Raw genomic sequence first — 21,499 nt, 5'->3', positions numbered from 1 at the left:
TGCCGAACCGGGGCATGCGTCAGCCGGGCACGGGTCGCAGTGGGGCCGTGACCCCCCTTGCGCCGCCGAAGCCGTTCGCGGGCTGCCGAGCGGCCCTTCGCAGAGAGGGAACCGGCCGAGGCCTCCGGCTCAGTCTCCGGGCCCCTGCTCCGCAGGCAGCGGGACCCGCCACGTCAGTTCCGTGCCGCCGTCGTCGCGACGGGACGCACTCAGGTGGCCGCCCCGCCGTTCCGCCAGCTCGGCCATGGCGCGCAGACCGCCCGCGCCGGCTGCGTCCAGGGCGCCCGCGCCGTTGTCCGAGACCGTCAGCACCACTTCGCGGCCGTCTGTCGTGAGCACCACCTGCGCGCGGCTCGCGCGGGCGTGCCGGGCGATGCCGGTGAGGGACTCGGCGAGCACGGCCAGAATGTCGTCGGCGACCTCTCGCGGCACCTGGGTATCCAGCAGGCCCTCGATCCGCAGGACCGGGGTGAAGCCCAGCTCGGGAACGGCCTCGCCCACCGCGTCCACCACCCGGGCCCGCAGCCCGTCGGCGGTGGCGCCCTCGTGCCGGCGCAGCCCGAAGATGGCCGACCGGATGATCTTGATGGTCTCGTCGAGGTCGTCCACGGCCCGCTGGACCCGGTCGGTGGCCTCCGGATGCGCGATGAGGCGTCCCGTGCTCTGCAGTGTCATCCCGGTGGCGAACAGGCGCTGGATGGCCAGGTCGTGCAGGTCACGGGCGATCCGCTCGTGGTCCCGCAGCAGGGCGACCCGCTCGGCGTCCTGCCGGTGCTCGGCCAGTTCCAGCGCGAGGGACGCCTGCGCGGAGAACGCCTGCAGCAACTCGGTCTCCTTCCGCGTGAACACCGCCCGGCCGGCCTCGCGGGCCAGCAGGACCACGCCCCGGGTGCCGCCCTCGGGCGTACCGACAGGGACGGCGACCGCGGGGCCGAGCCCCTTGAAGCGCGGGGGCTCCGGGGAGATACGCGGGTCGTGGGCGATGTCGTCGCTGGCGACCGGGGCGGCGGCGGTGTACGCCAGCCCCATCAGACTCTCGTGCAGGGGCAGCACGAGCCCCCGGTGGTTCTCCGCGTCGAGTCCGACGGCGATCTCCACGGTGAGAGCCTTGGTCTCCGCCATCGGGACGGCGAGCGCGGCCAGTGCGGAGCCGGTGATCTCCCGGCCCCGTTCGGCGATCAGGCCGAGCGTCTCGGCGCGCGGGCTGCCGGACATCAGGCTGTGGGTGATGTCGGCGTTCGCCCGCAGCCAGCGTTCCCGCAGCCGCGAGTCCGCGTACAGCCGGGCGTGGTCGATGGCCATGCCGGCGGCCACGGCCAGGGCGGACACGATCGCCTCGTCCTCCTCGCCGAACCCGGCTCCGCCGCGCTTCTCGGTGAGGTAGAGGTTGCCGAAGACCTGGTCGCGGACGCGGATCGGGACGCCGAGGAAGCCGTTCACCGGCGGGTGGTGGGGCGGGAAGCCGTACGCGGCCTGATGGCCGCCGAGTCTCGTCAGCAGCAGCGGCCGCGGATCACGGGCCTCGCCGGGAATGCCGTGCCCCTGCGGGTAGGGGCCGATCGCGGCGATCTGCGTCTCGGTCAGACCGGCGGTGTGGAACGCCGAGAGGGTCCTGCCGTCGGGTCCGATGACGCCGAGGGCGGCGTATTCGGCGTCCACGAGTGCGGCGGCCGCGTCCACGACGGTGTGCAGCACGTGTTCCAGATCCAGCTCGCCGCCGACGGCGAGCACCGCTTCCAGCAGACCGTGCACCCGGTCACGGGTGTGGCGGGCCGCGTCGACCCGCGCCCGCAGCTCGTCCAGCAGTTCGTCGAGCCGTAGCTGCGGCAGTCGGACACGGGAACTCTCCGGACTGGTCACCACGCTCCTCCTGGACCCGTCGGTGCACCGGCGAGGAGACGTCGAATCACTACGCATCCACCGTAGACCCGCGGCGCGGGACGGTCACTCCGGCCGCGGACCCACGCGGGGGGGGCGCCCGGGCCGGAGCGCGGTGGCACGTGCCTCGCCGGTGGCCTGGGGCCCCGGATCAGTCGGCGGTGAGGAGGTTCTTCACCTCGACGACGTCCGTGATCGCCTCGATCTCGGCCACCAGCCGGTCCGCCGTCGCCGCCGGCACCCGTCCCGTCAGCTCCACGCTGCCGTCGTGCACGGTCACCGTCACGGCCTGCCGGTCGGCGGGCGGGCACAAGGAGGCGATCCGCCCCTCGACCTCCGCCCGGATGCCCGCGTCGTCCCTGATCAGCGCCTGCAGCAAGGCGTCCCGGCGGACGACGCCGACCAGGCGTCCGTCGCGGTCGGTGACCGGTATCCGCTTCAGACGGGACAGGGCGGCGAGCCAGGCGGCCTCGGCGACCGTCGCACCCGGCAGCACGGTGATCGCGGGGCTCGTCATCAGAGCGGCGGCCGTCTCGCCGTGCGCCTTGCCGTGCATCCGCCGCTCGCGCAGCCTGCCGACCGGTCCGGGCCGGTGCCCGGACGCGTCGAAGGCGACCTTCGCCAGCAGATCGGATTCCGAGACGACGCCGACCACATGGTCCTCCGCGTCCACGACCGGGACCGCGCTGGTCCCCTCGCGGACGAGGAGCCGGGCGATGTCGCGGTACGGCAGGTCGTCGTGGACGGACACGGCGGGCACGTCCATCACGTCCCGCACCAGGGGCAGCGCGGCCCCGGGAGTGGCGGACGCCGTCGGGCGTGCCTCGGCGGCGGAAGCCGGGGTCTCGGTACCGGTCTGTCTGGCCGCGGCCGTGGCGACGGCGCCCAGGTAGCGGACGAGCGTGTCCTGCCGCATCTGCTCACCGGGGCTCCACGGACGGGGGGGCACGGACCGCCGGGCGTCGCTCTCCGCGGAGAAGTTCTCGTGCGTGTTCACGATGGCCTCCGGAATCCGTCGAGTTGCCTACGGTCCCAGTCTTCCGTTGTCCGCGCGCCCGCCAAGAGCCGAACGGCCCTGGTGTGGCGGCTTGACGGCCCTACCCGGTGCGGGGCGGACCGGGAACGGTGAGACTGGAGAAGCCAGCCGAGCCGACCGTCAGGAGGCCGGACGATGGGTCTGCGGGACTTCCTGGAGCGATTCCGCCCGGTGGCCGCACCGGGTGCGTCGGCCGTCGGCGTGCCCGCCGATCGCAGGGCGGAACGCGCGGCCGAACTGGAGCCCGCCCTCGCGTCGTTGACGGATGTCCAGCGGGAGGCGGACAGCATCCGGGCCGCCGCCGCCGAGAGGGCCGACGCCGTCCGGCGTGCTGCCGCCCGGGAGGCGGCCCGGATCGTGGCGGCCGCCCGGGAGCGCGCCCCCGAAGTACGCCGACAGGCCGCGGAGCCGCTGCTGCGGACGGCCCGGCAGGAGGCGGAGGCGCTGCGGGCGGCCGGGAACCGTACGGCCGCCGCGGTCCGGGCACAGGCCGCGGTGCGGATGCCCGACCTGGTGCGGCAGGCGGTGGCCGAGGCGTTGCGGGCCGCCGAGGACGGAACGGCCCCCGCGGTCCGGGAACAGGCTTGGGCGCGGGCGCCCGGCCCGGTGGAGCGGGCCGTGGCCGGGCCGGACGGAGGGCCATGAAGGCCGGCTGGGTCGCCGGAACCGTGCGGGCCAAGGGCCTGGTCGGCCGGCACCCGGGAGCCGACGGGGCGCGGGAGATCGCCGCGGAGCCGACGCTCGACGACGGCCTGCGGCGCCTCGCCACGACGCCGTACGCGAGGTACGCGCGGCCCGCGACCGACCTGCCGGAGGCCCAGCGGGCGGTGTCCGCCACCCTGCTCTGGCACCTGCGGGTGCTGGCCGGGTGGCTGCCGCCGGGCGGTGCTCGTCTGCTCGTCCCGCTCGCGGCGGGCTTCGAGATCGCCAACGTCGTCGACGTCCTCTCCGACGGCCGCCGCACGGACGTACCCGCGCCGTACCGGCTCGGCGCGTTGGAGACCGCGTGGCGGACCCTGGCACGCGCGGACACCCCCGCACAGGTGCGGGCGGCGCTGGCCGCCTCGCCCTGGGGCGATCCCGGTGCCGACACACCGTGGGCGCTGGTCACCGGCATGCGCATGGCCGCCGCCCGCCGCACCGCCCTCACCGTGCCCCCCGCACGCCGCTGGGCACAGGGCCGGGCCGCGCTGCTGACGGCCCGTGAGCGGTTCGTCCAGGGGCGGTCGCTGCCGGATCCGGTACGGCGTGACGCGGCCCGGCTGCTCGGAACGCGGGCGCCGGCCGCCGCCACGTACGAGGAGTTCCACGGCCGCCTGCCCGCGGCGGCCCGCTGGGTCCTGTCGGGTGTCGAGGAGCCGGGCGGGCTGTGGCGGGCCGAGGCCCGCTGGTGGCGGACCGTGCTGCGGGACGGGACGGCGCTGCTCCGCGAGGGCCGGTACGGGCCGCGGGTGGTCGTGGGCGCGGTCGCCGTGCTGTCGGTGGACGCGTGGCGGGTGCGGGCCGCGCTGGAGTCGGCGGCGCGCGGCGGCCGGCCGGGCGAGGTGTTCGATGCCCTGGCCTGAGGCGATGACGCCGGTCCGGATGCGCCGTGTCGCACTGGTCGTGCCGCAGGCGGCCCTGCGCGACGCGCTGGTCCGGATCGCCCGGGAGGGCTGTGTGGAACTCGACCGCGCCGAGGAGGCCGCTCCGGGGCCCGCGGCGGTGCGCCTGCAACGGCTGCGCGGGCGGGGCGGGGCGGACGGGCCGCGGGGTGACACCACCGCCGTGCTGGCCGCCGTCGCGCCCGACCTCGACCTTCTCGAACAGCGGCGCGGTGCCGGACTGCTGGCGGGCGAGGCCCAGTTGGAGGAGCGCGCGGACGGCGCCGTACGGCGTGGGGAGGTGACCGCGCTGGCCGGGTGGTGCCCGGCCGGTGAGGTGGCGCGGGTGGCGGGCCGGCTGGCCGCCGCCGGTGGCGCGCTGCTGACGCTGCCGACGCCGCGCGGCACCGATCCGCCGACGCTGCTGCGGCCCCGCGGGCCGGTCTCCTTCACGCCGCTGGTCACGACGTACGGCACCCCGGCCTATGGGGACCTGGACCTCTCGTGGCCGGCCGGACTCGCCTACCTGGCGATGTTCGGGATCATGTTCGGCGACGTGGGGCACGGCGCGCTGCTGCTGCTCGGCGCGCTCGCCCTGCGGTTCGGGCGGCCCCGGCGGCTGGCCCGGTGGACCCGGCTGTGGCCGTTCATGGCGGGCGCCGGGCTCGCCGCCATGCTCGCGGGCGCCGCCTACGGCGAGTTCTTCGGTCCGACCGGACTGCTCCCGGTGCTGTGGCTGAGCCCGCTGGACAGCCCGGCCCGCCTGCTGGTCGCCGCCGTGCTCTTCGGGGCGGGTCTGCTGGCCCTCGCGCATGCCGCCGGGGCAGTCAACCGGGTCCGGGAGGCCGGTTGGGGCGTGGGGCTGTACGCGGCGTCCGGCTGCGCCGGGCTGCTGTTCTACGTGGGACTCGCGACGGCCGCGGCGGGCCTCCTCACGCACCGCCCGGCCGTGGCCGTGACCGGGGCCGCCCTGGCCGGCGCCGGGCTGGCCCTGGTGGCGTACGGGCTGTTCCGGGACACGGCGGGCGGCGGTGCGGGGCTCGCCGAGACGGCGGTCCGGCTGTTCGACGTGGTGGTCCGCACGGGCACCAACACGCTGTCCTTCGCCCGGCTCGCCGCCTTCGGCCTCACCCACGCGGCCCTGGCCGACGTGGTGTGGCGCGGCACCACCGGGCTGGCCGCACGCGGTGGTGCCGCCGTCGCGGGCGCCGTCCTGGTCTTCACGGTGGGTACGGCCGTCTCCTTCGGCCTGGAGGTCCTGGTGGCCGGTGTGCAGGCGCTGCGGCTGGAGTTCTACGAAGTGTTCTCCCGGCTCTTCGAGACGGAGGGCCGCCCGTTCCGTCCCTGGCACGTTCCCCCGGCGGAACCCGCCGACCGCGACACGAAGGTGGTCCCATGCTCACCTGGCTGATCGTCCTGCCGGTGCTGGCCGCGGCGCTCGGTGCCGTCCGGCTGCTGCGGCGGCGCCGCACCCGGCACGCCTTCCGCTGGCTGCTGGCCACGAACCTGGCCCTGCTGGGCGGCGCCGGTGCCGTCCTGGCCACGGCGCTCGCGGCCCCCGCACACGCGGCGGCCCAGGCCGCCGCGTCCGGCGGGAGCAACGGGACCGCGCTGATCGCGGCGGCCGTCGCGGTGGCCGGGGCGTCCATCGGGGCCGCGATCGCGGTCGCCTACACGGGGGCGGCGGCACTGGCCGCGCTGAGCGAACGGCCGGAGCTCTTCGGCCGGGCCATGGTGATCGTCGGCCTGGCGGAGGGCATCGCCGTGTACGGGCTGGTGGTCGCCGTCCTGCTCATCGGGAAGGCCTGACGATGGCGACCGTGGCCGCCATCGGCGCGCACGTCCGCGTGAGCGGTCTGGCGCTGGCCGGGGTCGACGTCCGCGTGGCGGAGGATCCGGACGCCGTCCGGCGGGCCTGGCGGACGCTTCCGGAGACGGTCGGGCTGGTGATCCTCACGGCGGAGGCGGCTCGGGCGCTGGGGAACGTGGGGGCCCCGGACCCGTCCCGGCCGCTGACGGTGGTGATGCCCTGATGGCCGCGCCCCCGGACGCGCTGGAACCGGTGCGCGCCGGACTCCTGCGGACGGCACGGGCCGAGGCGGCCGCCGTGCTGGACGGCGCGCGGGCCGAGGCGGAGGAGGTCCTGCGCGCGGCCCGCACCACGGCCGAGGAGTCCCTGGCGCGCGCCCGGGACCTCGGCACGGCCGACGGGGCCGCCGCCGCGCGCCGGGAGCGGACGCGGGCCGTACAGGACGCGTGGACGGCGGAGCTCGCGGCCCGCGCCGAGGTGTACGCCCGGCTGCGCGACCAGGTCCGCGCGGGCGTCCGCCGGGCGCTGGCCGAGGACACCGGCCGGCAGCGGCGGCTCACCCGGACCGCGCGGGCTCTGCTGGGCCCCGGGGCCCGGGTGGCGGAAGCGCCGGGTGGCGGGGTCACGGCGGAGGTGCCCGGCCGCCGCGCCGACCTGTCGGCGGACGCCCTCGCCGACCGTGCCCTGGACCGGCTGGGGGCGCGGGCCGAGACGCTGTGGGGGCCGCCGTGACCCGTGCCCCGGCGGCCGGCCCCGCGCCGGAGGCGGCCCGGGTGCTGCGGGTCGCCGGCCCTCTCGTGGAGATCTCCTGCCCGGCCCCGGTGGCCATGCACGACCTGGTGGAGCTGGGCGGGCACCGGCTGACCGGCGAGGTGGTCGCGATCCGCGGCGACACGGCCGCCGTCCAGGCGTACGAGTACACCGGCGGACTGGCCCCCGGGCACCCGGTCGAGCCACAGGGCCGGCCGCTGTCGGTACGGCTGGCCCCGGATCTGCTCGGGGGCGTGTACGACGGGCTGCTGCGTCCGCTGGCGGGCGCCGGGGACCTGCTCCTGGGCACCGCGCCGGACGCCGGACCCGGCCGCCGGACCTGGCGGTTCACACCGGCGGTGACCGAGGGGACGCGGGTCACGGCCGGTGCTGTCCTCGGCGGGATCGGGGCGGGAGTGGCCCTGCGGCTGCTGGTGCCCGCGGACGTGTCCGGCGAGGTGACCCGGCTCGCCCCGGCGGGCGAGTGGGGCGCCGACGCCGTACTCGCCGTGGTGGGCGGGCACGAGGTGCGGATGGCGCAGTACTGGCCGGTGCGCAGGCCGCGTCCGGTCGCGCGGCGGCTGCCGGCCGAGGTGCCGCTGACCACCGGACAGCGGGCCGTCGATCTGCTCTTCCCGGTGGCCCGGGGCAGCACGGTCGCCGTGCCGGGGGGCTTCGGCACCGGCAAGACCATGCTGTTGCAGCAGATCGCCAAGTGGTGCGACGCCGACGTGATCGTCTACGTGGGCTGCGGCGAGCGCGGCAACGAGATGGCGGACGTCATCGAGGAGCTGGCGGAGCTGACCGATCCGCGCACCGGCGGCCGGCTGGCGGAGCGGACCGTGACGATCGCGAACACCTCCAACATGCCGATGATGGCCCGCGAGGCGAGTGTGTACACGGCGGCGACGGTCGCCGAGTACTTCCGCGACATGGGGCTCGACGTCGTACTGATCGCCGACTCGACCTCGCGCTGGGCGGAGGCGCTGCGCGAGTTCGCCTCGCGGATGGGCGAGCTCCCCGCCGAGGAGGGCTATCCGGCGGGACTGGCCTCGCGTCTGGCCGCCTTCTACGAGCGGGCCGCCGCCGCGCGCGTCCTCGGCGGCGCGACCGGTTCCGTCACCGTGATCGGTGCCGTGTCCCCGCCGGGCGGTGACCGCACCGAGCCGGTCACCGCGCACACCGAACGGTTCGTCCGGTGCCTGTGGAGCCTGGACCGCGACCTCGCCTACGCGCGGCACTATCCGGCCGTCTCCTGGGCGGACTCGTTCTCCCGCGACGCCCCGGCGCTGGCCGCCGCGCACGCGCGTGCCGGGGACGGCGAGTGGGCCGAGCGGCGCGGCCGGGTGACGCGGCTGCTGGCCGAGGCGGACCGGCTCGCCGACCTGGTCGAACTGGTCGGCGTCACGGCCCTGCCGCCCCGGGAGCGGATCAGCGTGCTCGCCGGGCGGCTGCTGCGGGAGGCGCTGATCCAGCAGAACGCGCTGTCGCCGGCCGACGCCTACAGCGCCCCCGAGAAGACCGCGGCTCTGGTCGAGGCCGTGCTGACGGTGATCGACCGCTGTGCGGAGCTGGCCGACGCCGGTGCCCGGGTGGAGGACGTCGAGGGGGTCGACTTCACCCCGCTGCTGCGGGCCCGCGAGACGGCGGGGCCCGCGCAGACGGCTCCGGTGGCGGCGGCCCGCGACACCGTGCTGGGTCTGCTGAAGGGGGTGCCGGTATGAGCGGTCCCGCAGACGTCGAGCACGTCGAGCACGATGAGTACGTCGAGTACACGGACGTCCGGGAACTGCGCGGCCCGCTCGTCGTGGTGGCGGGCGTGCGCGGGGTGGGCTGGGACGAGTTCGCCACGGTCGCTCTCGACTCCGGGGAGCGGCGGCACGGGCTGGTCCTGGAGGTGGACCGGGATCTCGCGGTGGTGCAGGTGCTGGAGGGGACGGCGGGCATGGGCCGGGCCGGCACCCGGGTGGCCTTCTCGGGCACCGCGCTGCGGATCCCGGTGGGCCCCGGATGGCTGGGGCGGGTGTGCGACGGGCGCGGCGAGCCGGCCGACGGCGGGCCGCCGGTGCTGGGCGGGTCGTACGCGGCGGTCGGCGGCGCGCCGATCAACCCGGTGCGCCGGGAGCCGCCCGACGAACCGGTGCTGACCGGGGTGGGCGCGGTGGATGTGCTGACGACGCTGGTGCGGGGCCAGAAGCTGCCGGTGTTCTCGGCGGCCGGGCTGCCCCACCTGGAGCTGGCCGTGCAGATCGCGGCCCAGGCGACGTGCGGCGGCGAGCCGTTCGCGGTGGTGTTCGCCGGCATGGGGCTCACCCACGCCGACGCGGCGTTCGTCAGGGACGGGCTGGCGGAGCGGTCGGCGGCGCGGGACCTGGTGCTGTTCCTGAACACCGCCGACGATCCGGTGATCGAGCGGCTGCTCACTCCTCGCCTCGCCCTGACGGTGGCCGAGGACCTGGCGTTCACGCAGGGGCGTCACGTCCTCGTGGTGATGACCGACATGACCGCCTACTGCGAGGCGCTGCGCGAGGTGTCCGCGGCGCGCGGCGAGATCCCGGCCCGCCGGGCCTACCCGGGCTATCTCTACAGCGACCTCGCCTCGCTCTACGAGCGCTGCGGCCGGATCCGGGGCAGGCCGGGCTCGGTGACCGTGCTGCCGGTGCTCACCATGCCCGCGGGTGACATCACGCACCCCGTGCCGGACCTGACGGGGTACATCACGGAGGGGCAGATCGTGCTCTCCGCCGAGCTGCACGCCACCGGCACCTATCCGCCCGTGGATCCGCTGTCCTCACTGTCGCGGCTGATGCGCAAGGGCACCGGGCCGGACCGGACGCGGGCGGACCACCCGGCCGTCGCCGCCCAGCTGATCGCCGCGCTGGCCCGGTCCCGGCAGGTGCGGGAACTGGCCGATCTGGTCGGGCGGCAGGCGCTCAGCCCGACCGACCTGCCCCACCTCGACCTGGAGGACGGCTTCCGGCTCCGGTTCCTCGCCCAGGGCACGACGGAGAACCGCCCGCTGGACGAGTCGCTGGACCGGGCCTGGGAGGTGCTGCTGACCCTGCCGGACAGCCAGCTCGGCATGATCCCCGCCGAGTTGCTCGACGCCCACCGCCCGCCGCGGAACGAAGAGCGCGACGAGGAGCGGTACGAAGTGCAGGAGGAAGAGCGGGAGGAAGCCCGGTGACCGGGCACGGGCGCCGGGCGCCGACGGGCCGCGCCGGCCGGCTGCGGTTGCGGCGCAGTCTCACCGCCGCGCGGCGCGGGGCGGACCTGCTCGAACGCAAGCTCCGGCTGCTGCTGGAGCGGGAGCGTACGGCGCGGCGGGCCGCGGAGGAGGCCGGCCGGGTGTGGCGGGACCGGCTGGCCGACGGCGACGGCTGGCTGGTGCGCGGAGTGCTCCTCGGCGGCGAACGGGCGCTGGCCGAGGCGGTGCCGGCAGACCCGGCACACGTCGAGATCGGCTGGGAAGCCCTCATGGGGGTGCGTCACCCCGCCACCGCGGCCTGGACGGCCCCCGTCCGCTCCGCGGCGGAGCGGACTCCCCCCAACACCGCCCTGGCACACGCCGAGACGGCCTACCGTGCCGCCGTCCGGGCCGCCGCCGAGCACGCCGTCCACCGGACGGCCGCCGAACTGCTCACCGCCGAGGCCGCCCGTACCCGGCAGCGGGTCCGGGCCCTGCGGCGGCACTGGATCCCCCGCCTGGAGCGCGAACTCGCCGTGGTGGAACTGGCACTGGAGGAGGCCGAACAGGAGGAGGCGGTACGGCGCAGCTGGGCCGCCGCACCCGGCCCGGCCGGTCCGGCCGGGCGGTCATGAGGCGCGCGACGGGCCGAAGAGCGCGGGACGACGGGCCTCGACGAGGTGGGGCCCGGGTCCGGCGAGGGCTCGGCGGTCTCGGCGGCCCGCACCGGCCGCAGGGCGATCGGCTTCCTGGCCGCCGCGGTCCAGGACCGCTTCGTCGGCGGGGCCGGGAAGACCGACACGGCCGACGTAGGACCGGGCCGGCCGAGCGCCGAAGTCCGCGGCGCTACCGGCGCGAGAGGCGTACGACCGGCCCGGCCCAGCGGCGAAGTCCGCAGCGCTACCGGCGCGAGAGGCGGGCAGGCACCCCGTGTCCCCGCGCGAGCACGGCGAAGCCGAGGCCGGGACGGGGCACAGGTCCGGCAGGTCCCGGTGGGCCTGCGGGTGGGCCGACAGGCCCGGGAGGGGGACCAACGGCACTGGCACCCCGGCGCTGTCGGCGTTTCCATGGAAGCGGCGGCCGCAGCGCCGCGCCGCCCCGAAGGAGGCGAGGACGATGACCGCTCCCGCACCGAGCAGGAAGACGGATCCGGGGACCCGCCAGGAGGCGACCGGCGGTTCGATGCACGCCCGGGTCGGCGACGAGATCGTGGTGCGCGGCACCGCGGACGGGGTCGTGGCCCGGGACGGCGAGGTCGTCGGGGTGCACCACCCGGACGGCAGCCCGCCGTACGACGTGCGCTGGGCCGACGACGGACGGGTGACTCTCTACTTCCCGGGCTCGGACGCCTTCGTCCGGCATCTGACCGACGGAGGCCGCCATGACCCGGACAGGTGACCGCCGGCCGGTCGTGGTGGGGGTGACGCCGGAGCCCGGCCTGCGGACGGCGCTGGCCTGGGCGGCCGACGAGGCCGCCCGCCGTCGGCTGCCGTTGCGCGTGGTCCACGCCGAGGGTGTGCCCACCAGGGGCTACCGGGGGCGGGAGGTCCCGCCGTCCTGGGAGGAGTGGAACGCGGCACTGCACAAGGCGGGGCGGCGGCTGCTCGACGAGGCCGCGGCCTTCGTCACGGCCCGGCACCCGGACGTCGTGACCGACACCCTCCTCGCCGAGGGCGACCCGGTGTGGGTGCTGCGCGAGCAGAGCCGTGAGGCCGAGGCCGTCGTCCTCGGCTCGCGCCATCTGAGCCGGGCCGAGGAGGTGTTCGGCTCCGCCTCGGTCGCCGTACCGGTCGTGGCCCACGCGCGCTGTCCCGTGGTCGTCGTACCGGAACCGGAGCACGTCACCCAGGAACCGGCGTACTTCGTCGTCGGCGTCGACGGCAGCGAGCACTGCGCCGCCGCCGTCGACCTGGCCTTCGCGGAGGCGGCGCTGCACGGTGCCGAACTGCGGGCCCTGTACGTGTGGCAGCCGGGACCGCTCAGGATCTTCGACGAGCACGAACCGCAGCAGGAGGCGCGCCGCCTGCTCTCCGAGATCGTGGCCGGACGGCAGGCCCGCTATCCCGAGGTCGACCTGCGGCACGAACTGGTGGTCGGCCATCCCGTGCAGGTGCTCACCGACGCCTCGGCCCACGCGCTGGGCGTGGTGGTCGGGGCCCGTGGGCGCGGTGGTTTCGCCGGCATGCTGCTGGGGTCGGTCAGCCAGGGCGTGCTGCACCATGCCCGCTGCCCCGTCCTCGTCGTTCCGCCGGCCGCCGCCTGAGCGGCGGCTGCCGTAGGTCCGCTCGGTCCCTCGCCGGGTCCATGCGGCCCATGCCCCGCCGCGGTGGTGATCGTCCACGCTGGAACCGGGGCCCGGCGAAGGGAGTCACCGTGACCGCTCCAGACGACGTGGACGCGAACGCGCTCACCGCACTCGTGGCCGACGCCACGGCGGCGCCGTCGCAGCACAACGCGCAGCCGTGGCGGTTCCGTCATCTCGCCGCCGAGGGCGTCCTGCGCCTGTACGCCGACGAGTCGCGTGCGCTGCCGCGTACCGACCCGGACACCCGTGGCCTGCACATGGGCTGCGGTGCCGCCCTGTTCAATCTGCGCGTGGCCGCCGCCGCGGCGGGACGCGCCCCGGTCGTCCGGCTGCTGCCGGACCCGGCGGACCCGGCGCTCCTCGCCGAGGTGGCCCTGAACGGCACCGGACCGCCCGACCAGGCTCTCGCCGCCCTGCACCCGGCGATCCCCCGGCGCCACTCCAGCCGTCACCCCTACAGCGAGCGGCCGATACCGGCCGGCCTGCGGGAGGAGATGTGCGAGGCCGCGGGCGCCGAGGGTGCGCAACTGGTCTTTCCCGGCACCTGGCATGTGCAGGAACTGCTGGAGCTGGTGGAGGACGCCGAGGGTCGCGAGGAACTCGACCCAGGCCGGCGCGCCGAGACGATCCGCTGGACGCGGACCGGGCCGGCGGGCGACCAGGGGCCGTCGGACGGGATACCCGTCGAGGCGTTCGGCCCCGGCCGGTACGGCCCGGCGACCCCGGTGCGCGACTTCGCCGCCGGACGGCCGGTGCCCGGACGCGGCTGGGCGGTGTTCGAGCGGAACCCGCAGCTCGCCCTGCTCGGTACCGGGCACGACGGACCGGCGGACTGGCTGCGCGCGGGTCAGGCGCTGGAGCGGGTCCTGCTGACGGCCACGGCCGGCGGGCTGGTCACCTCGATGACGTCCCAGACCCTGGAGTGGCCGGAGCTGCGCTGGGTGACCCGCGACCCGAGTTCCGGCATGGCCCATGTGCAGATGGTCATCCGGTTCGGCTACGGCCCTGAGGGCAGCCCCAGTCCCCGGCGTCCGGTGCCCGAGGTGCTCGACGTCGTCTGAGACGCGGTGCGCCTACCGTGCCCGCGTTGTTCCCTTCCCACCATGAGGAGCTGTCGTATGAGGATCTCCGAGGCGATGACCGCGCCGCCGGTGACGGTCGCACCGGACGTGCGGCTGGTGGAGGCGGCCCGGCGGATGGCCGAGGCCGCCGTCGGATCGGTCCTCGTCGTCGACGACGCGGGGGCGCTGGTGGGCATCGTCACCGACCGCGACATCGCCCTGCGCGGTCTGGGCGGCGGCCTGGGCCAGGACGCGGAAGTACGCGCGGTCATGTCGGACCGGGTGGTCACCGTAGACGCGGGCGACGACCTCCAGGCGGCCTACCGGGCGTTCAGCCGCACCGGGGTGCGCCGGCTGCCGGTCCTGGAGCTGGGCCGGGTGACGGGCGTGCTGACGATCGACGACCTGTTCCTCGACGTCTTCCGCCGGCTGGGCGACCTGCTGGGGCCGCTCGCCCGGACCGTGCTGCAGGAACCGTCCGGGCCCGACTCGGCGGGCGGGACGCCGCATGGGCTCTGATCCGGCTCCGGGGACACCCGCGGTGCGCGAGCACCACGTCTCCCCGGCGGATCCGGGCAGGGCGGCGGTCGGGCGGCCCCGGACCGCCGGACCCGTCGCCGCCGTCCCCTGTCTGCCGGCCGCGGACGTCTTCGCCGCCCTGGCCGGCAGCCCGCGCGGGCTCACCCCGGCCGAGGCGGCGGCGCGGCAGGCCCGGTACGGCGCCAACGACCTGCCGGCCGCGGTACGCGGCGGGCTGGGGCGGCGGCTGCTCGCGCAGTTCACCGACCTCTTCGCCGTCGTCCTGCTGATCGCCTCGGCGATCACCTTCCTCGCCTACCTGCTCGGCCGGCCGCGGGACGCGGCCACGCTCGAGCTGGCCGTGGCGATCCTCGGCGTGGTGCTGCTGAACGCGGGCATCGGCTTCGCTCAGGAGTACTCCGCCGAGCGCACCGCGGAGTCCCTGCAGGCGATGGTGCCGCACACCTGCCGGGTGCTGCGGGGCGGTGAGCCCGGGGAGCTGCCCGCGCGGGATCTGGTGCCGGGTGACGTGGTGGTCCTGGAGGCGGGGGACGCGGTGCCCGCCGACTGCCGGCTGGTCCGGGCGCAGGAGGTCGCGGTCAACAACGCGGCGCTGACCGGCGAGAGCGACGCCGTCGCACGGGTCGCCGACCCGGTACCCGCGGGCGCCGTGCTGGACGCCCGCAACTGTGTGTTCATGGGCACCGACGTGGTGGCCGGGACTGCGGAGGCCGTCGTGTTCGCCACCGGGACCGCCACCGAGTTCGGGCGGATCTTCCGGCTCACCGCCGCGGCGCCCCGGCAGCAGACCCCGCTGCAGCGTCAGGTCGCCGCCATGGCCCGGCGGGTGGCCGGTGCCGCGCTGGCGACGGGGGCCGTGGTGTTCGCGCTGCGCGTCCCCAGCGGGCAGCCGTTCGTGGACACGTTCGTCTTCGCGCTCGGCGTGATGGTCGCGCTGGTGCCGGAGGGACTGCCGGCGACGCTGTCCGTCTCCCTGGCGATCGGGGTGCGCCGGATGGCCCGCCGGCACGCGCTGGTGAAGCGGTTGCTGGCGGTCGAGGCGCTGGGCTCGACCAGCGTGGTGTGCACCGACAAGACGGGCACGCTCACCCAGGCCGAGATGACCGTCGTACGGCTGTGGGCGAACGGGGTGCCGCACCCCGTGACCGGCGTCGGGTACGCGCCCCAGGGCGAGGTCGCCGACGCGGCGCCCGTACGGGAGCTGCTGCGGGCCGCGGCGCTGTGCGGCAACGCGCGGCTGGTGCCGCCGGACGGGCGGGACGCGTGGCGGGTGCTGGGCGACACCACCGAGGGCGCCCTGGTGGTGGCCGCCCGCAAGGCCGGCCTGGATCCGGCGGCGGAGGAGGCCCGTACGCCCCGGGTCGCGGAGTATCCCTTCGACTCGGTGCGCAAGCTGATGAGCACCGTGCACCGCGCCGCCGACGGGACGTACGTCGCGTACGTCAAGGGGGCGCCGCTCGAACTGCTGGCCCGCTGCACGGCCGTCGGCCGGGACGGCGCGCCGGTCGCGCTCACCGATGCCGCCCGCACCGAGGTGGCCGCCGCCGCGGACGGCATGGCCGGGCAGGGGCTGCGCGTGCTGGCGGTCGCCGCGCGGCGGGTGGCCGGGCCGCGCCCGCCGATCGGCGACGTGGAGTCGGAGCTGACGTTGCTGGGACTCGCCGGGATGTACGACCCGCCGCGGCCCGAGGTCCGGGACGCGGTGGACGCGTGCCGGCGGGCCGGGATCCGGATCGTCATGGTCACCGGGGACCATCCGCTGACCGCGGAGGCCGTCGCCCGCCGCGTCGGGATCGTCCGCGGGCCGGATCCGACCGTGGTGACCGGCGGGCGGCTGGACGCGCTGGACGACAGCGGGCTGGACGCGCTGCTGGCCGGCTCCGCCGAACTGCTGCTGTGCCGGGTCAGCCCCGAGCACAAGATGCGGGTGGTCACGGCGTTCCAGCGGCGGGGCGAGGTGGTCGCCGTCACGGGGGACGGCGCCAACGACGCGCCCGCGCTCAAGCACGCGGACATCGGGGTGGCCATGGGCGCCTCCGGCACCGACGTCGCCCGGGAGGCAGCGGTGATGGTGCTGCTGGACGACTCCTTCGCCTCCATCGCCACCGCCGTGGGGCTGGGCCGTTCGGTCTACCGGAACATCCGCAAGTTCCTGATCTACCTGTTCAGCCACAACATCGCCGAACTCGTCCCGATCCTCGCGGCCACCTTCGCCGGCTTCCCGCTGGTGCCGATCACCGCCGTCCAGGTCCTCGCCATCGACCTCGGCTCGGACGTGCTGCCCGCGCTGGCGCTCGGCGCCGAGCCGGCGGAGCCCGACGTGATGGACAGCCCGCCGCGGCCCCGCCGGGAACGGCTGTTCTCGGCGGCCGTGGTGGGCCGCATCCTCTTCCTGGGCGGCATCCAGGCCCTCGGTGTGTGCGCCGTCTTCTTCTGGCACATCCACGCGTCCGGCATCCCCTACGCGGACTTCACCAAGGACACCCCCGCCTACCGGGAGGCGATCACCCTGGTCCAGGCCGGCATCGTCGTCAGCCAGTTCTTCAACGCCCTCGCGGTGCGCACCGACCGGCAGAGCGTGTTCCGGGCCGGGCTGCTGAGCAACCCCTGGCTGCTGGCCGCGGGCGGTTTCGGCATCGCGCTGATGGCCGCCGTCAGCTACGCGCCACCGCTCCAGGCGGTCTTCAACACCGCCCCGCTGACGGCCGCCGACTGGGCGGTCCTGACCGGCTTCGGTGCCCTGCTGCTGGCCGCCGAGGAGTGCCGGAAACGGCTGCTGCGGCGCCACCCGGCGGCCGCGAAGGAAGGAAAGCGATGAGAGTCGTCATCGTGGGCTGCGGCCGCGTGGGGGCCACCCTCGCCGCGCAGCTCGCCACCGAAGGACACGACATACGGCTGGTGGACCGGCGGCCCACGGCGCACCAGCTGCTGCCGGTGGGCTTCCCCGGCGCCTTCCACGTCGGCAACGCCTTCGCCCGTCCCGTACTGGAGACGGCCGGCATCGGCGGTGCCGACGCCTTCGTCGCGGCGACCTCCGCCGACAACACCAACATCGTCAGTGCGCGGACCGCCAAGGAGACCTACCGGGTCCCGATCGTCCTCGCCCGCCTCCACGACCCCCGCCGCGCCGACATCTACCAGGATCTCGGCATCCCGGCCGTCTCCAGCGTCCGCTGGGCCGTCAGCCGCATCCACCAGATGCTGCTGCACCGCCACCTCACCCCGGAACTCGCCTTCGGCAACGGCGAGACGCTGCTGGTCCGCTCCGAGATCCCGGACTACCTCGCGGGGCGTCCGCTCACCGCGTTCGACGTCGACGGGGAGATCCGGGTCGTGGAGATCACCCGGGCCGGCCGCTCCCTGCTGCCCGCCCACGGCGTCGCGGCCGAACCCGGTGACCTGGTCACCTTCGCCGTCGCCGCGACCGCGCTCGGCAGGCTGCGCGGCTTCCTCGACAAGGAGCTGGGAACATGAAGGTCCTGATCGCCGGTGCGGGCCGGCTCGGCACCCAGATCGCGCGCGTGCTGGCCGCCGCGCACAACGAGGTCACCCTCGTCGAGCGCGACGGCGGGCGGCTCGCGGAACTCGACGGCATGCCGCAGGTGCGGCTGGTGGCCGGGGACGCCTCGGAGCCCGGCCTGCTGGCCGGGGCGGGGGCCCGCACCGTCGACGTCCTCATCGCCGTCACCGGCCGCGACGAGGACAACCTGGTCATCAGCCTGCTCGCCAAGGAGCGGTTCGGCGTGGCGCGGGTGGCGGCCCGGGTCAACGACGCGGAGAACGCCTGGCTGTTCGACCGCCGGTGGGGCGTGGACGTGCCGGTGCCCGCGGCCACCCCGCTGGTCTCGCTCATCGAGGAGGCCACCGGGGCCACGGACACCGTGGCGCTGCTGCGCCTGAGCAAGGCGGGCGTCGAGGTCATCGAGACCGCGATCACCGCGGAGTCCAGGGCGGCCGGGCACACCCTGGGCGAGATCACGCTGCCCGCCGGCACCGTCGTGGCGACCGTGGTGCGCGAGGGCCGGCCGACCGTCCCGGGCCCGGAGATACGGCTCCGGGCAGGCGACGAACTGCTGCTCGTCTCACACGAGGCCACCGAGCAGGAGATCCACGCGGCCTTCCAGTGACCGGTTACCGCGTGCCCGGTTACGGCGTGCCCGGTTGCCGCGTGCCCGCTGTCCGGGCCGTCCGGTGTCCGGGGCTGTCCGCTGTCCGGGGCCGTCCGGTGTCCGGGGTCGTCCGGTGTCCGGGCCTGTCCGCTGTCCGGGGTCGTCCGGTGTCCTGGCGCCGGGCGCCGTCAGGGCTGTCCGAGCCGTCCAGGCGCCGTCGCCGCTGTCGCCGTCGGGGCCGTCACCGGGCAGTCAGGGCCGTCAGGGCCGCCGGGACCGTCTCCGGACCGTCAGGGCCGTCAGGGATGACCGGGCTGTCCGGGCTCTCCGGGCTGTCCGGGCTGTCCGGCGCGGACGATCACGACCGGGCAGGTGGCGTGCTGGGAGACCTGCTGGCTGACCGAGCCGAGCAGGGCGCGGGCGAAGCCGCCCCGCCCTCTGCTGCCGACGACCAGCGCCTCGGCGCCCTCCGCGGCCCGCAGCAGGACGTCGGAGGCGTTGCCGTGCACCAGGCGGGAACGGACCGTGCTCACCGCGTCCGCGCCGAGTACGTCGGTCAACTCCTGCCGCATCCGGTCCCGGGCGTCCTCCGCGTCGATCTCGAAGTCCACGGCGGGCGCCGACCAGCCGTACAGGCCCGGCAGTTCCCAGGCGGCGACCGCCTCCACGACGCCGCCGACGAGGCCGGCGTACCGCAGGGCCCAGCGCAGGGCCGCGTACGAGGACGGCGACCCGTCGACGCCGACGACGACCCGTCGCTCGGAGGCATCCCTGTCCATGCGTTCGTCCATGCGTGCCACCTCTTCTCCGGCTGCCCGGCCGCCCCCTCCTCCACGCTGCGCGCCGCCCGGCGCGGGCGCCAGGCGGCGGGACGGGGGGCTTCCGGCCGCCTCACGTGTGGGGAACGACGGCCACCGGGCAGCCGACATGATGGATCACGGCATGGGTGACCGGGCCGGTGCGCGGACCGACCGGCCGCTCGGTGAGCCGGTGCCCGACGACGAGCAGGCCCGCCTCGGCCGCGGCCCGGACCAGTACCGTCGAGGCCTTGTCCTCGGCCACCGTCTCCAGCACCGCCACGTCCGGGTACTTGTCGCGCCACACCCGCAGCACGGCCCTGAGGAAGCCCAGCCACTCCTCGGCCTGCCGTGGGTCGTCCACCAGGCCGATCTCACCGGCGCCGAGACTGAGCGGACCGGGCCGGTGCCAGGCGTGCACGGCGCGCAGCCGGGCGTGCCGGAGCCGGGCCGCCTCGAAGGCGAACTCGATGGTCTCGTCGCAGGCGTCGGCCACGTCGACGGCGAGGACGACGTCCCGGTAGCCCGTGCGGGTCGAGGCGCTGCCGTCGGTTGCCGGAAGGTGTTCGTCCGCCGCGTCCTCGTCCGCCCGGATCAGGACGACGGGACGGGTGGCTTCGGCGACCACGCCCAGCGCGACCGAGCCGACCAGGAAGCCGGTGAAGCCGCTCAGCCCGCGCGAGCCCAGCACCAGCAGCTCCGCCCGCTCGGCCTCCTTGACCAGAGCCGTGACGACCGGCCCCTCCACCAGTTCGTCCTGGAGCCGGACGTCCGGACAGGCGGCCCGCACCCACTCCTCGGCCTGCCGCAACGTCCGGCGGGCCAGGTGGCGCCCCGCGGCGGCGGCGATCGCGCCGTCCTGCCGGCGCGGATGCCAGTCCCAGACGTGCACCAGCCGCAGCGGCAGGTCACGCCGTACGGCCTCACGGCCCGCCCACGCGGCGGCGGCCAGACTCTGTTCGGACCCGTCGACTCCGGCGACCAGGCACGGCACCATGACGACACCTCCTCGTAAGGGTTTCTCCTGTTGCCAGCTCATGCGGCGAGCCGTCGGCGGGGCAGGGGCCGCAAGGGCCTCAGCCGGGGCCGACCGGCCCGCCGGTGCCCCCCCCTGGCAGCGCGGGGCAGAGCGCCCGCCGGGCACCGGGCCCGCCGGGTCGGTTCATCCGGTTCAGTGGTGGACGGGGGTCGGCCGGTCGTGCGGCACGCGCGGACGCGGGATCCGTGGCGTGGCGGGGTGCGGACGCCGGCCGCGCAGCCGGGCGGTGAGCGCGTCGAACAGCGCGGTGAAGACCGCGGTGAGGATCGCCGTCATGGCCAGCGCCAGCACCAGCAGGACCGAGAAGCGCTCCCAGAACTCCGTCGTGAGGCTCGTGCCCACTGTTCTCGCCCTCCCTATGTCGGGGTCGTTCCCCTCCCTTACAGCCAACTCCGCCGGCCCCGGGGGCGCTTGAGCCGAGCGGTCCGGCCGACGGTGCGGACCGTCCTGACCCGGGGGGCCGACCGGCCCACCTCCCTCCTGCCTCCTCCCGCCTCCCGCCGGTCGTCCGCCGGGCCGGGGCCCGCGCCGCCGGCCGACGAGCCGGGCCGCGGGTCTCTCCGGCGTGCGGGGGTACCGGCGGGCCGCCATGGGGCCGAAGAGTCCCTCCGGGAGGGTCTGGGCGGCCCTTGGCCCCCGGCCCGTGCCGGGCCCACGCTGGGACGGGGAGGATCCCGAGGAGGCAGAGGAGGCAACCATGCACGGCAGTCCGCACACCGTCGGCGACGTGATGACCCGCGCCGCCGTGGCCGTCGGCCGTGACGTCCCGTTCAAGGACGTCGTCGCGCTGCTGGACCAGTGGAAGATCAGCGCCCTTCCCGTGCTGGAGGGCGAGGGCAGGGTGATCGGTGTCGTGTCCGAGGCCGATCTGCTGCCCAAGGAGGAGTTCCGGGACAGCGATCCGGACCGGTTCGTACAGCGGGAGCGGTCGGCCGATCTGGCCAAGGCCGGCGGCCTGACCGCCAAGGATCTGATGAGCGCGCCCGCCGTGACCGTGCACGCCGACGCCACCCTGGCCGAGGCCGCCCGCATCATGGCGCGGCGCCGGGTCAAGCGGCTGCCGGTCGTCGACGGCGTGGGCCTGCTCCGAGGCGTCGTCAGCCGCGCGGACCTGCTCAAGGTGTTCCTCCGCGAAGACGAGGAACTCACCGAGGAGGTCCGCCGGGAGGTCGTCGAGCGGCTGTTCCCCCTGTCGGCCGACCACATCCAGGTGGAGGTCACGGAGGGGGTGGTCACCCTCACCGGATGGGTCGACGGCATGGATCTGGTGCCGGTCGCCGAGCGTCTGGCACGCGCCGTGGAGGGCGTGGTGGACGTGCGCTGCCATCTGTGCCCCGTCCCCGTCCGCAGCGACGCCGACTGACGCGACACCGGGCTCCGGTCCCGCACACCTCGCGGGACCGG

Annotated in this window: 22 protein-coding genes; 17 read left to right on the top strand and 5 right to left on the bottom strand. The window is 76.0% G+C overall.

Annotation, left to right across the window (positions count from 1 at the left end):
- Nucleotides 1–129: 129 nt before the first annotated feature.
- Nucleotides 130–1,860, bottom strand: a complete 1,731-nt coding sequence (locus tag LQ326_RS04415) for a GAF domain-containing sensor histidine kinase (RefSeq protein ID WP_372496722.1) — start codon at nucleotides 1,858–1,860, stop codon at nucleotides 130–132.
- Between the two features lie 169 nt (nucleotides 1,861–2,029).
- On the bottom strand, nucleotides 2,030–2,875 hold the full coding sequence (locus LQ326_RS04410) for a CBS domain-containing protein (protein ID WP_234532701.1): 846 nt from the start codon (nucleotides 2,873–2,875) through the stop codon (nucleotides 2,030–2,032).
- Between the two features lie 174 nt (nucleotides 2,876–3,049).
- Between LQ326_RS04410 and LQ326_RS04405 the strand changes: the two genes are divergently transcribed.
- The 16 genes from LQ326_RS04405 (at nucleotide 3,050) to LQ326_RS04330 (ending at nucleotide 18,277) form a co-directional block, all read left to right on the top strand.
- Nucleotides 3,050–3,559 carry a hypothetical protein gene (locus LQ326_RS04405; protein WP_234532691.1) on the top strand — a complete coding sequence of 170 codons (510 nt, stop codon included), beginning with the start codon at nucleotides 3,050–3,052 and terminating at the stop codon, nucleotides 3,557–3,559.
- The gene (locus tag LQ326_RS04400; protein ID WP_234532689.1) at nucleotides 3,556–4,479 is read left to right on the top strand and encodes a hypothetical protein; all 924 of its coding nucleotides are present in this window, start codon (nucleotides 3,556–3,558) and stop codon (nucleotides 4,477–4,479) included. Before LQ326_RS04405 ends, LQ326_RS04400 begins: the two co-directional genes overlap by 4 nt.
- Nucleotides 4,466–5,908 (top strand): V-type ATPase 116kDa subunit family protein, encoded by a 1,443-nt coding sequence (locus LQ326_RS04395; RefSeq protein WP_234532688.1) that lies wholly within the window; start codon nucleotides 4,466–4,468, stop codon nucleotides 5,906–5,908. Before LQ326_RS04400 ends, LQ326_RS04395 begins: the two co-directional genes overlap by 14 nt.
- Nucleotides 5,893–6,306 carry an ATP synthase subunit C gene (locus tag LQ326_RS04390; protein WP_234532686.1) on the top strand — a complete coding sequence of 138 codons (414 nt, stop codon included), beginning with the start codon at nucleotides 5,893–5,895 and terminating at the stop codon, nucleotides 6,304–6,306. The genes LQ326_RS04395 and LQ326_RS04390 overlap by 16 nt, the downstream gene beginning before the upstream one ends.
- Nucleotides 6,307–6,308: 2 nt before the next feature.
- On the top strand, nucleotides 6,309–6,530 hold the full coding sequence (locus LQ326_RS04385; protein WP_234532684.1) for a hypothetical protein: 222 nt from the start codon (nucleotides 6,309–6,311) through the stop codon (nucleotides 6,528–6,530).
- Nucleotides 6,530–7,039, top strand: a complete 510-nt coding sequence (locus LQ326_RS04380; protein WP_234532681.1) for a V-type ATP synthase subunit E family protein — start codon at nucleotides 6,530–6,532, stop codon at nucleotides 7,037–7,039. Before LQ326_RS04385 ends, LQ326_RS04380 begins: the two co-directional genes overlap by 1 nt.
- Entirely contained in the window at nucleotides 7,036–8,781 is a 1,746-nt protein-coding gene (locus LQ326_RS04375) for a V-type ATP synthase subunit A (RefSeq protein WP_234532679.1), read from the top strand. The genes LQ326_RS04380 and LQ326_RS04375 overlap by 4 nt, the downstream gene beginning before the upstream one ends.
- Nucleotides 8,778–10,244, top strand: coding sequence for a V-type ATP synthase subunit B (locus tag LQ326_RS04370; RefSeq protein WP_234532677.1), 1,467 nt, complete (start codon nucleotides 8,778–8,780; stop codon nucleotides 10,242–10,244). Before LQ326_RS04375 ends, LQ326_RS04370 begins: the two co-directional genes overlap by 4 nt.
- Nucleotides 10,241–10,879, top strand: coding sequence for a V-type ATP synthase subunit D (locus LQ326_RS04365; RefSeq protein WP_234532675.1), 639 nt, complete (start codon nucleotides 10,241–10,243; stop codon nucleotides 10,877–10,879). Before LQ326_RS04370 ends, LQ326_RS04365 begins: the two co-directional genes overlap by 4 nt.
- Nucleotides 10,880–11,360: 481 nt before the next feature.
- A complete protein-coding gene (locus tag LQ326_RS04360; RefSeq protein WP_234532673.1) occupies nucleotides 11,361–11,642 on the top strand; it encodes a DUF1918 domain-containing protein in 282 nt (93 codons plus the stop codon).
- Nucleotides 11,626–12,507, top strand: a complete 882-nt coding sequence (locus tag LQ326_RS04355; RefSeq protein ID WP_234532671.1) for a universal stress protein — start codon at nucleotides 11,626–11,628, stop codon at nucleotides 12,505–12,507. The genes LQ326_RS04360 and LQ326_RS04355 overlap by 17 nt, the downstream gene beginning before the upstream one ends.
- Before the next feature lie 110 nt (nucleotides 12,508–12,617).
- Nucleotides 12,618–13,610, top strand: a complete 993-nt coding sequence (locus LQ326_RS04350) for an Acg family FMN-binding oxidoreductase (RefSeq protein WP_234532662.1) — start codon at nucleotides 12,618–12,620, stop codon at nucleotides 13,608–13,610.
- A gap of 57 nt (nucleotides 13,611–13,667) precedes the next feature.
- Nucleotides 13,668–14,129 (top strand): CBS domain-containing protein, encoded by a 462-nt coding sequence (locus LQ326_RS04345; protein ID WP_234532660.1) that lies wholly within the window; start codon nucleotides 13,668–13,670, stop codon nucleotides 14,127–14,129.
- On the top strand, nucleotides 14,119–16,968 hold the full coding sequence (locus LQ326_RS04340; protein WP_234532653.1) for a cation-translocating P-type ATPase: 2,850 nt from the start codon (nucleotides 14,119–14,121) through the stop codon (nucleotides 16,966–16,968). The genes LQ326_RS04345 and LQ326_RS04340 overlap by 11 nt, the downstream gene beginning before the upstream one ends.
- Nucleotides 16,965–17,624, top strand: a complete 660-nt coding sequence (locus LQ326_RS04335) for a potassium channel family protein (protein WP_234532651.1) — start codon at nucleotides 16,965–16,967, stop codon at nucleotides 17,622–17,624. Before LQ326_RS04340 ends, LQ326_RS04335 begins: the two co-directional genes overlap by 4 nt.
- Entirely contained in the window at nucleotides 17,621–18,277 is a 657-nt protein-coding gene (locus LQ326_RS04330; RefSeq protein WP_234532649.1) for a potassium channel family protein, read from the top strand. Before LQ326_RS04335 ends, LQ326_RS04330 begins: the two co-directional genes overlap by 4 nt.
- 281 nt (nucleotides 18,278–18,558) lie before the next feature.
- On the opposite strand, the gene LQ326_RS04325 is transcribed toward LQ326_RS04330, so the two are convergent.
- From LQ326_RS04325 to LQ326_RS04315, 3 genes are all read right to left on the bottom strand, one after another.
- The gene (locus tag LQ326_RS04325) at nucleotides 18,559–19,038 is read right to left on the bottom strand and encodes a universal stress protein (protein ID WP_234532851.1); all 480 of its coding nucleotides are present in this window, start codon (nucleotides 19,036–19,038) and stop codon (nucleotides 18,559–18,561) included.
- A gap of 112 nt (nucleotides 19,039–19,150) precedes the next feature.
- Complete coding sequence (locus tag LQ326_RS04320) at nucleotides 19,151–20,053, bottom strand: universal stress protein (protein WP_234532647.1); 903 nt, start codon at nucleotides 20,051–20,053, stop codon at nucleotides 19,151–19,153.
- Between the two features lie 174 nt (nucleotides 20,054–20,227).
- Entirely contained in the window at nucleotides 20,228–20,437 is a 210-nt protein-coding gene (locus LQ326_RS04315; RefSeq protein ID WP_234532645.1) for a hypothetical protein, read from the bottom strand.
- A 355-nt stretch (nucleotides 20,438–20,792) separates the two neighbouring features.
- On the opposite strand from LQ326_RS04315, the gene LQ326_RS04310 reads away from it, so the two are divergent.
- Complete coding sequence (locus LQ326_RS04310; protein ID WP_234532642.1) at nucleotides 20,793–21,458, top strand: CBS domain-containing protein; 666 nt, start codon at nucleotides 20,793–20,795, stop codon at nucleotides 21,456–21,458.
- Nucleotides 21,459–21,499: the final 41 nt, after the last annotated feature.

This window comes from Streptomyces shenzhenensis (genome assembly GCF_021462265.1).
In the GTDB taxonomy this organism is placed as follows: Bacteria; Actinomycetota; Actinomycetes; order Streptomycetales; family Streptomycetaceae; genus Streptomyces; species Streptomyces shenzhenensis.
This window is presented reverse-complemented; position numbering and strand designations above follow the sequence as displayed.

Coding starts and splice junctions, on each gene's coding strand:
- LQ326_RS04405 (WP_234532691.1), top strand. CDS start 3,050: ATGGGTCTGCGGGACTTCCTGGAGCGATTCCGCCCGGTGGCCGCACCG.
- LQ326_RS04400 (WP_234532689.1), top strand. CDS start 3,556: ATGAAGGCCGGCTGGGTCGCCGGAACCGTGCGGGCCAAGGGCCTGGTC.
- LQ326_RS04395 (WP_234532688.1), top strand. CDS start 4,466: ATGCCCTGGCCTGAGGCGATGACGCCGGTCCGGATGCGCCGTGTCGCA.
- LQ326_RS04390 (WP_234532686.1), top strand. CDS start 5,893: ATGCTCACCTGGCTGATCGTCCTGCCGGTGCTGGCCGCGGCGCTCGGT.
- LQ326_RS04385 (WP_234532684.1), top strand. CDS start 6,309: ATGGCGACCGTGGCCGCCATCGGCGCGCACGTCCGCGTGAGCGGTCTG.
- LQ326_RS04380 (WP_234532681.1), top strand. CDS start 6,530: ATGGCCGCGCCCCCGGACGCGCTGGAACCGGTGCGCGCCGGACTCCTG.
- LQ326_RS04370 (WP_234532677.1), top strand. CDS start 8,778: ATGAGCGGTCCCGCAGACGTCGAGCACGTCGAGCACGATGAGTACGTC.
- LQ326_RS04360 (WP_234532673.1), top strand. CDS start 11,361: ATGACCGCTCCCGCACCGAGCAGGAAGACGGATCCGGGGACCCGCCAG.
- LQ326_RS04355 (WP_234532671.1), top strand. CDS start 11,626: ATGACCCGGACAGGTGACCGCCGGCCGGTCGTGGTGGGGGTGACGCCG.
- LQ326_RS04345 (WP_234532660.1), top strand. CDS start 13,668: ATGAGGATCTCCGAGGCGATGACCGCGCCGCCGGTGACGGTCGCACCG.
- LQ326_RS04340 (WP_234532653.1), top strand. CDS start 14,119: ATGGGCTCTGATCCGGCTCCGGGGACACCCGCGGTGCGCGAGCACCAC.
- LQ326_RS04335 (WP_234532651.1), top strand. CDS start 16,965: ATGAGAGTCGTCATCGTGGGCTGCGGCCGCGTGGGGGCCACCCTCGCC.
- LQ326_RS04330 (WP_234532649.1), top strand. CDS start 17,621: ATGAAGGTCCTGATCGCCGGTGCGGGCCGGCTCGGCACCCAGATCGCG.
- LQ326_RS04325 (WP_234532851.1), bottom strand. CDS start 19,038: ATGGACAGGGATGCCTCCGAGCGACGGGTCGTCGTCGGCGTCGACGGG.
- LQ326_RS04320 (WP_234532647.1), bottom strand. CDS start 20,053: ATGGTGCCGTGCCTGGTCGCCGGAGTCGACGGGTCCGAACAGAGTCTG.
- LQ326_RS04310 (WP_234532642.1), top strand. CDS start 20,793: ATGCACGGCAGTCCGCACACCGTCGGCGACGTGATGACCCGCGCCGCC.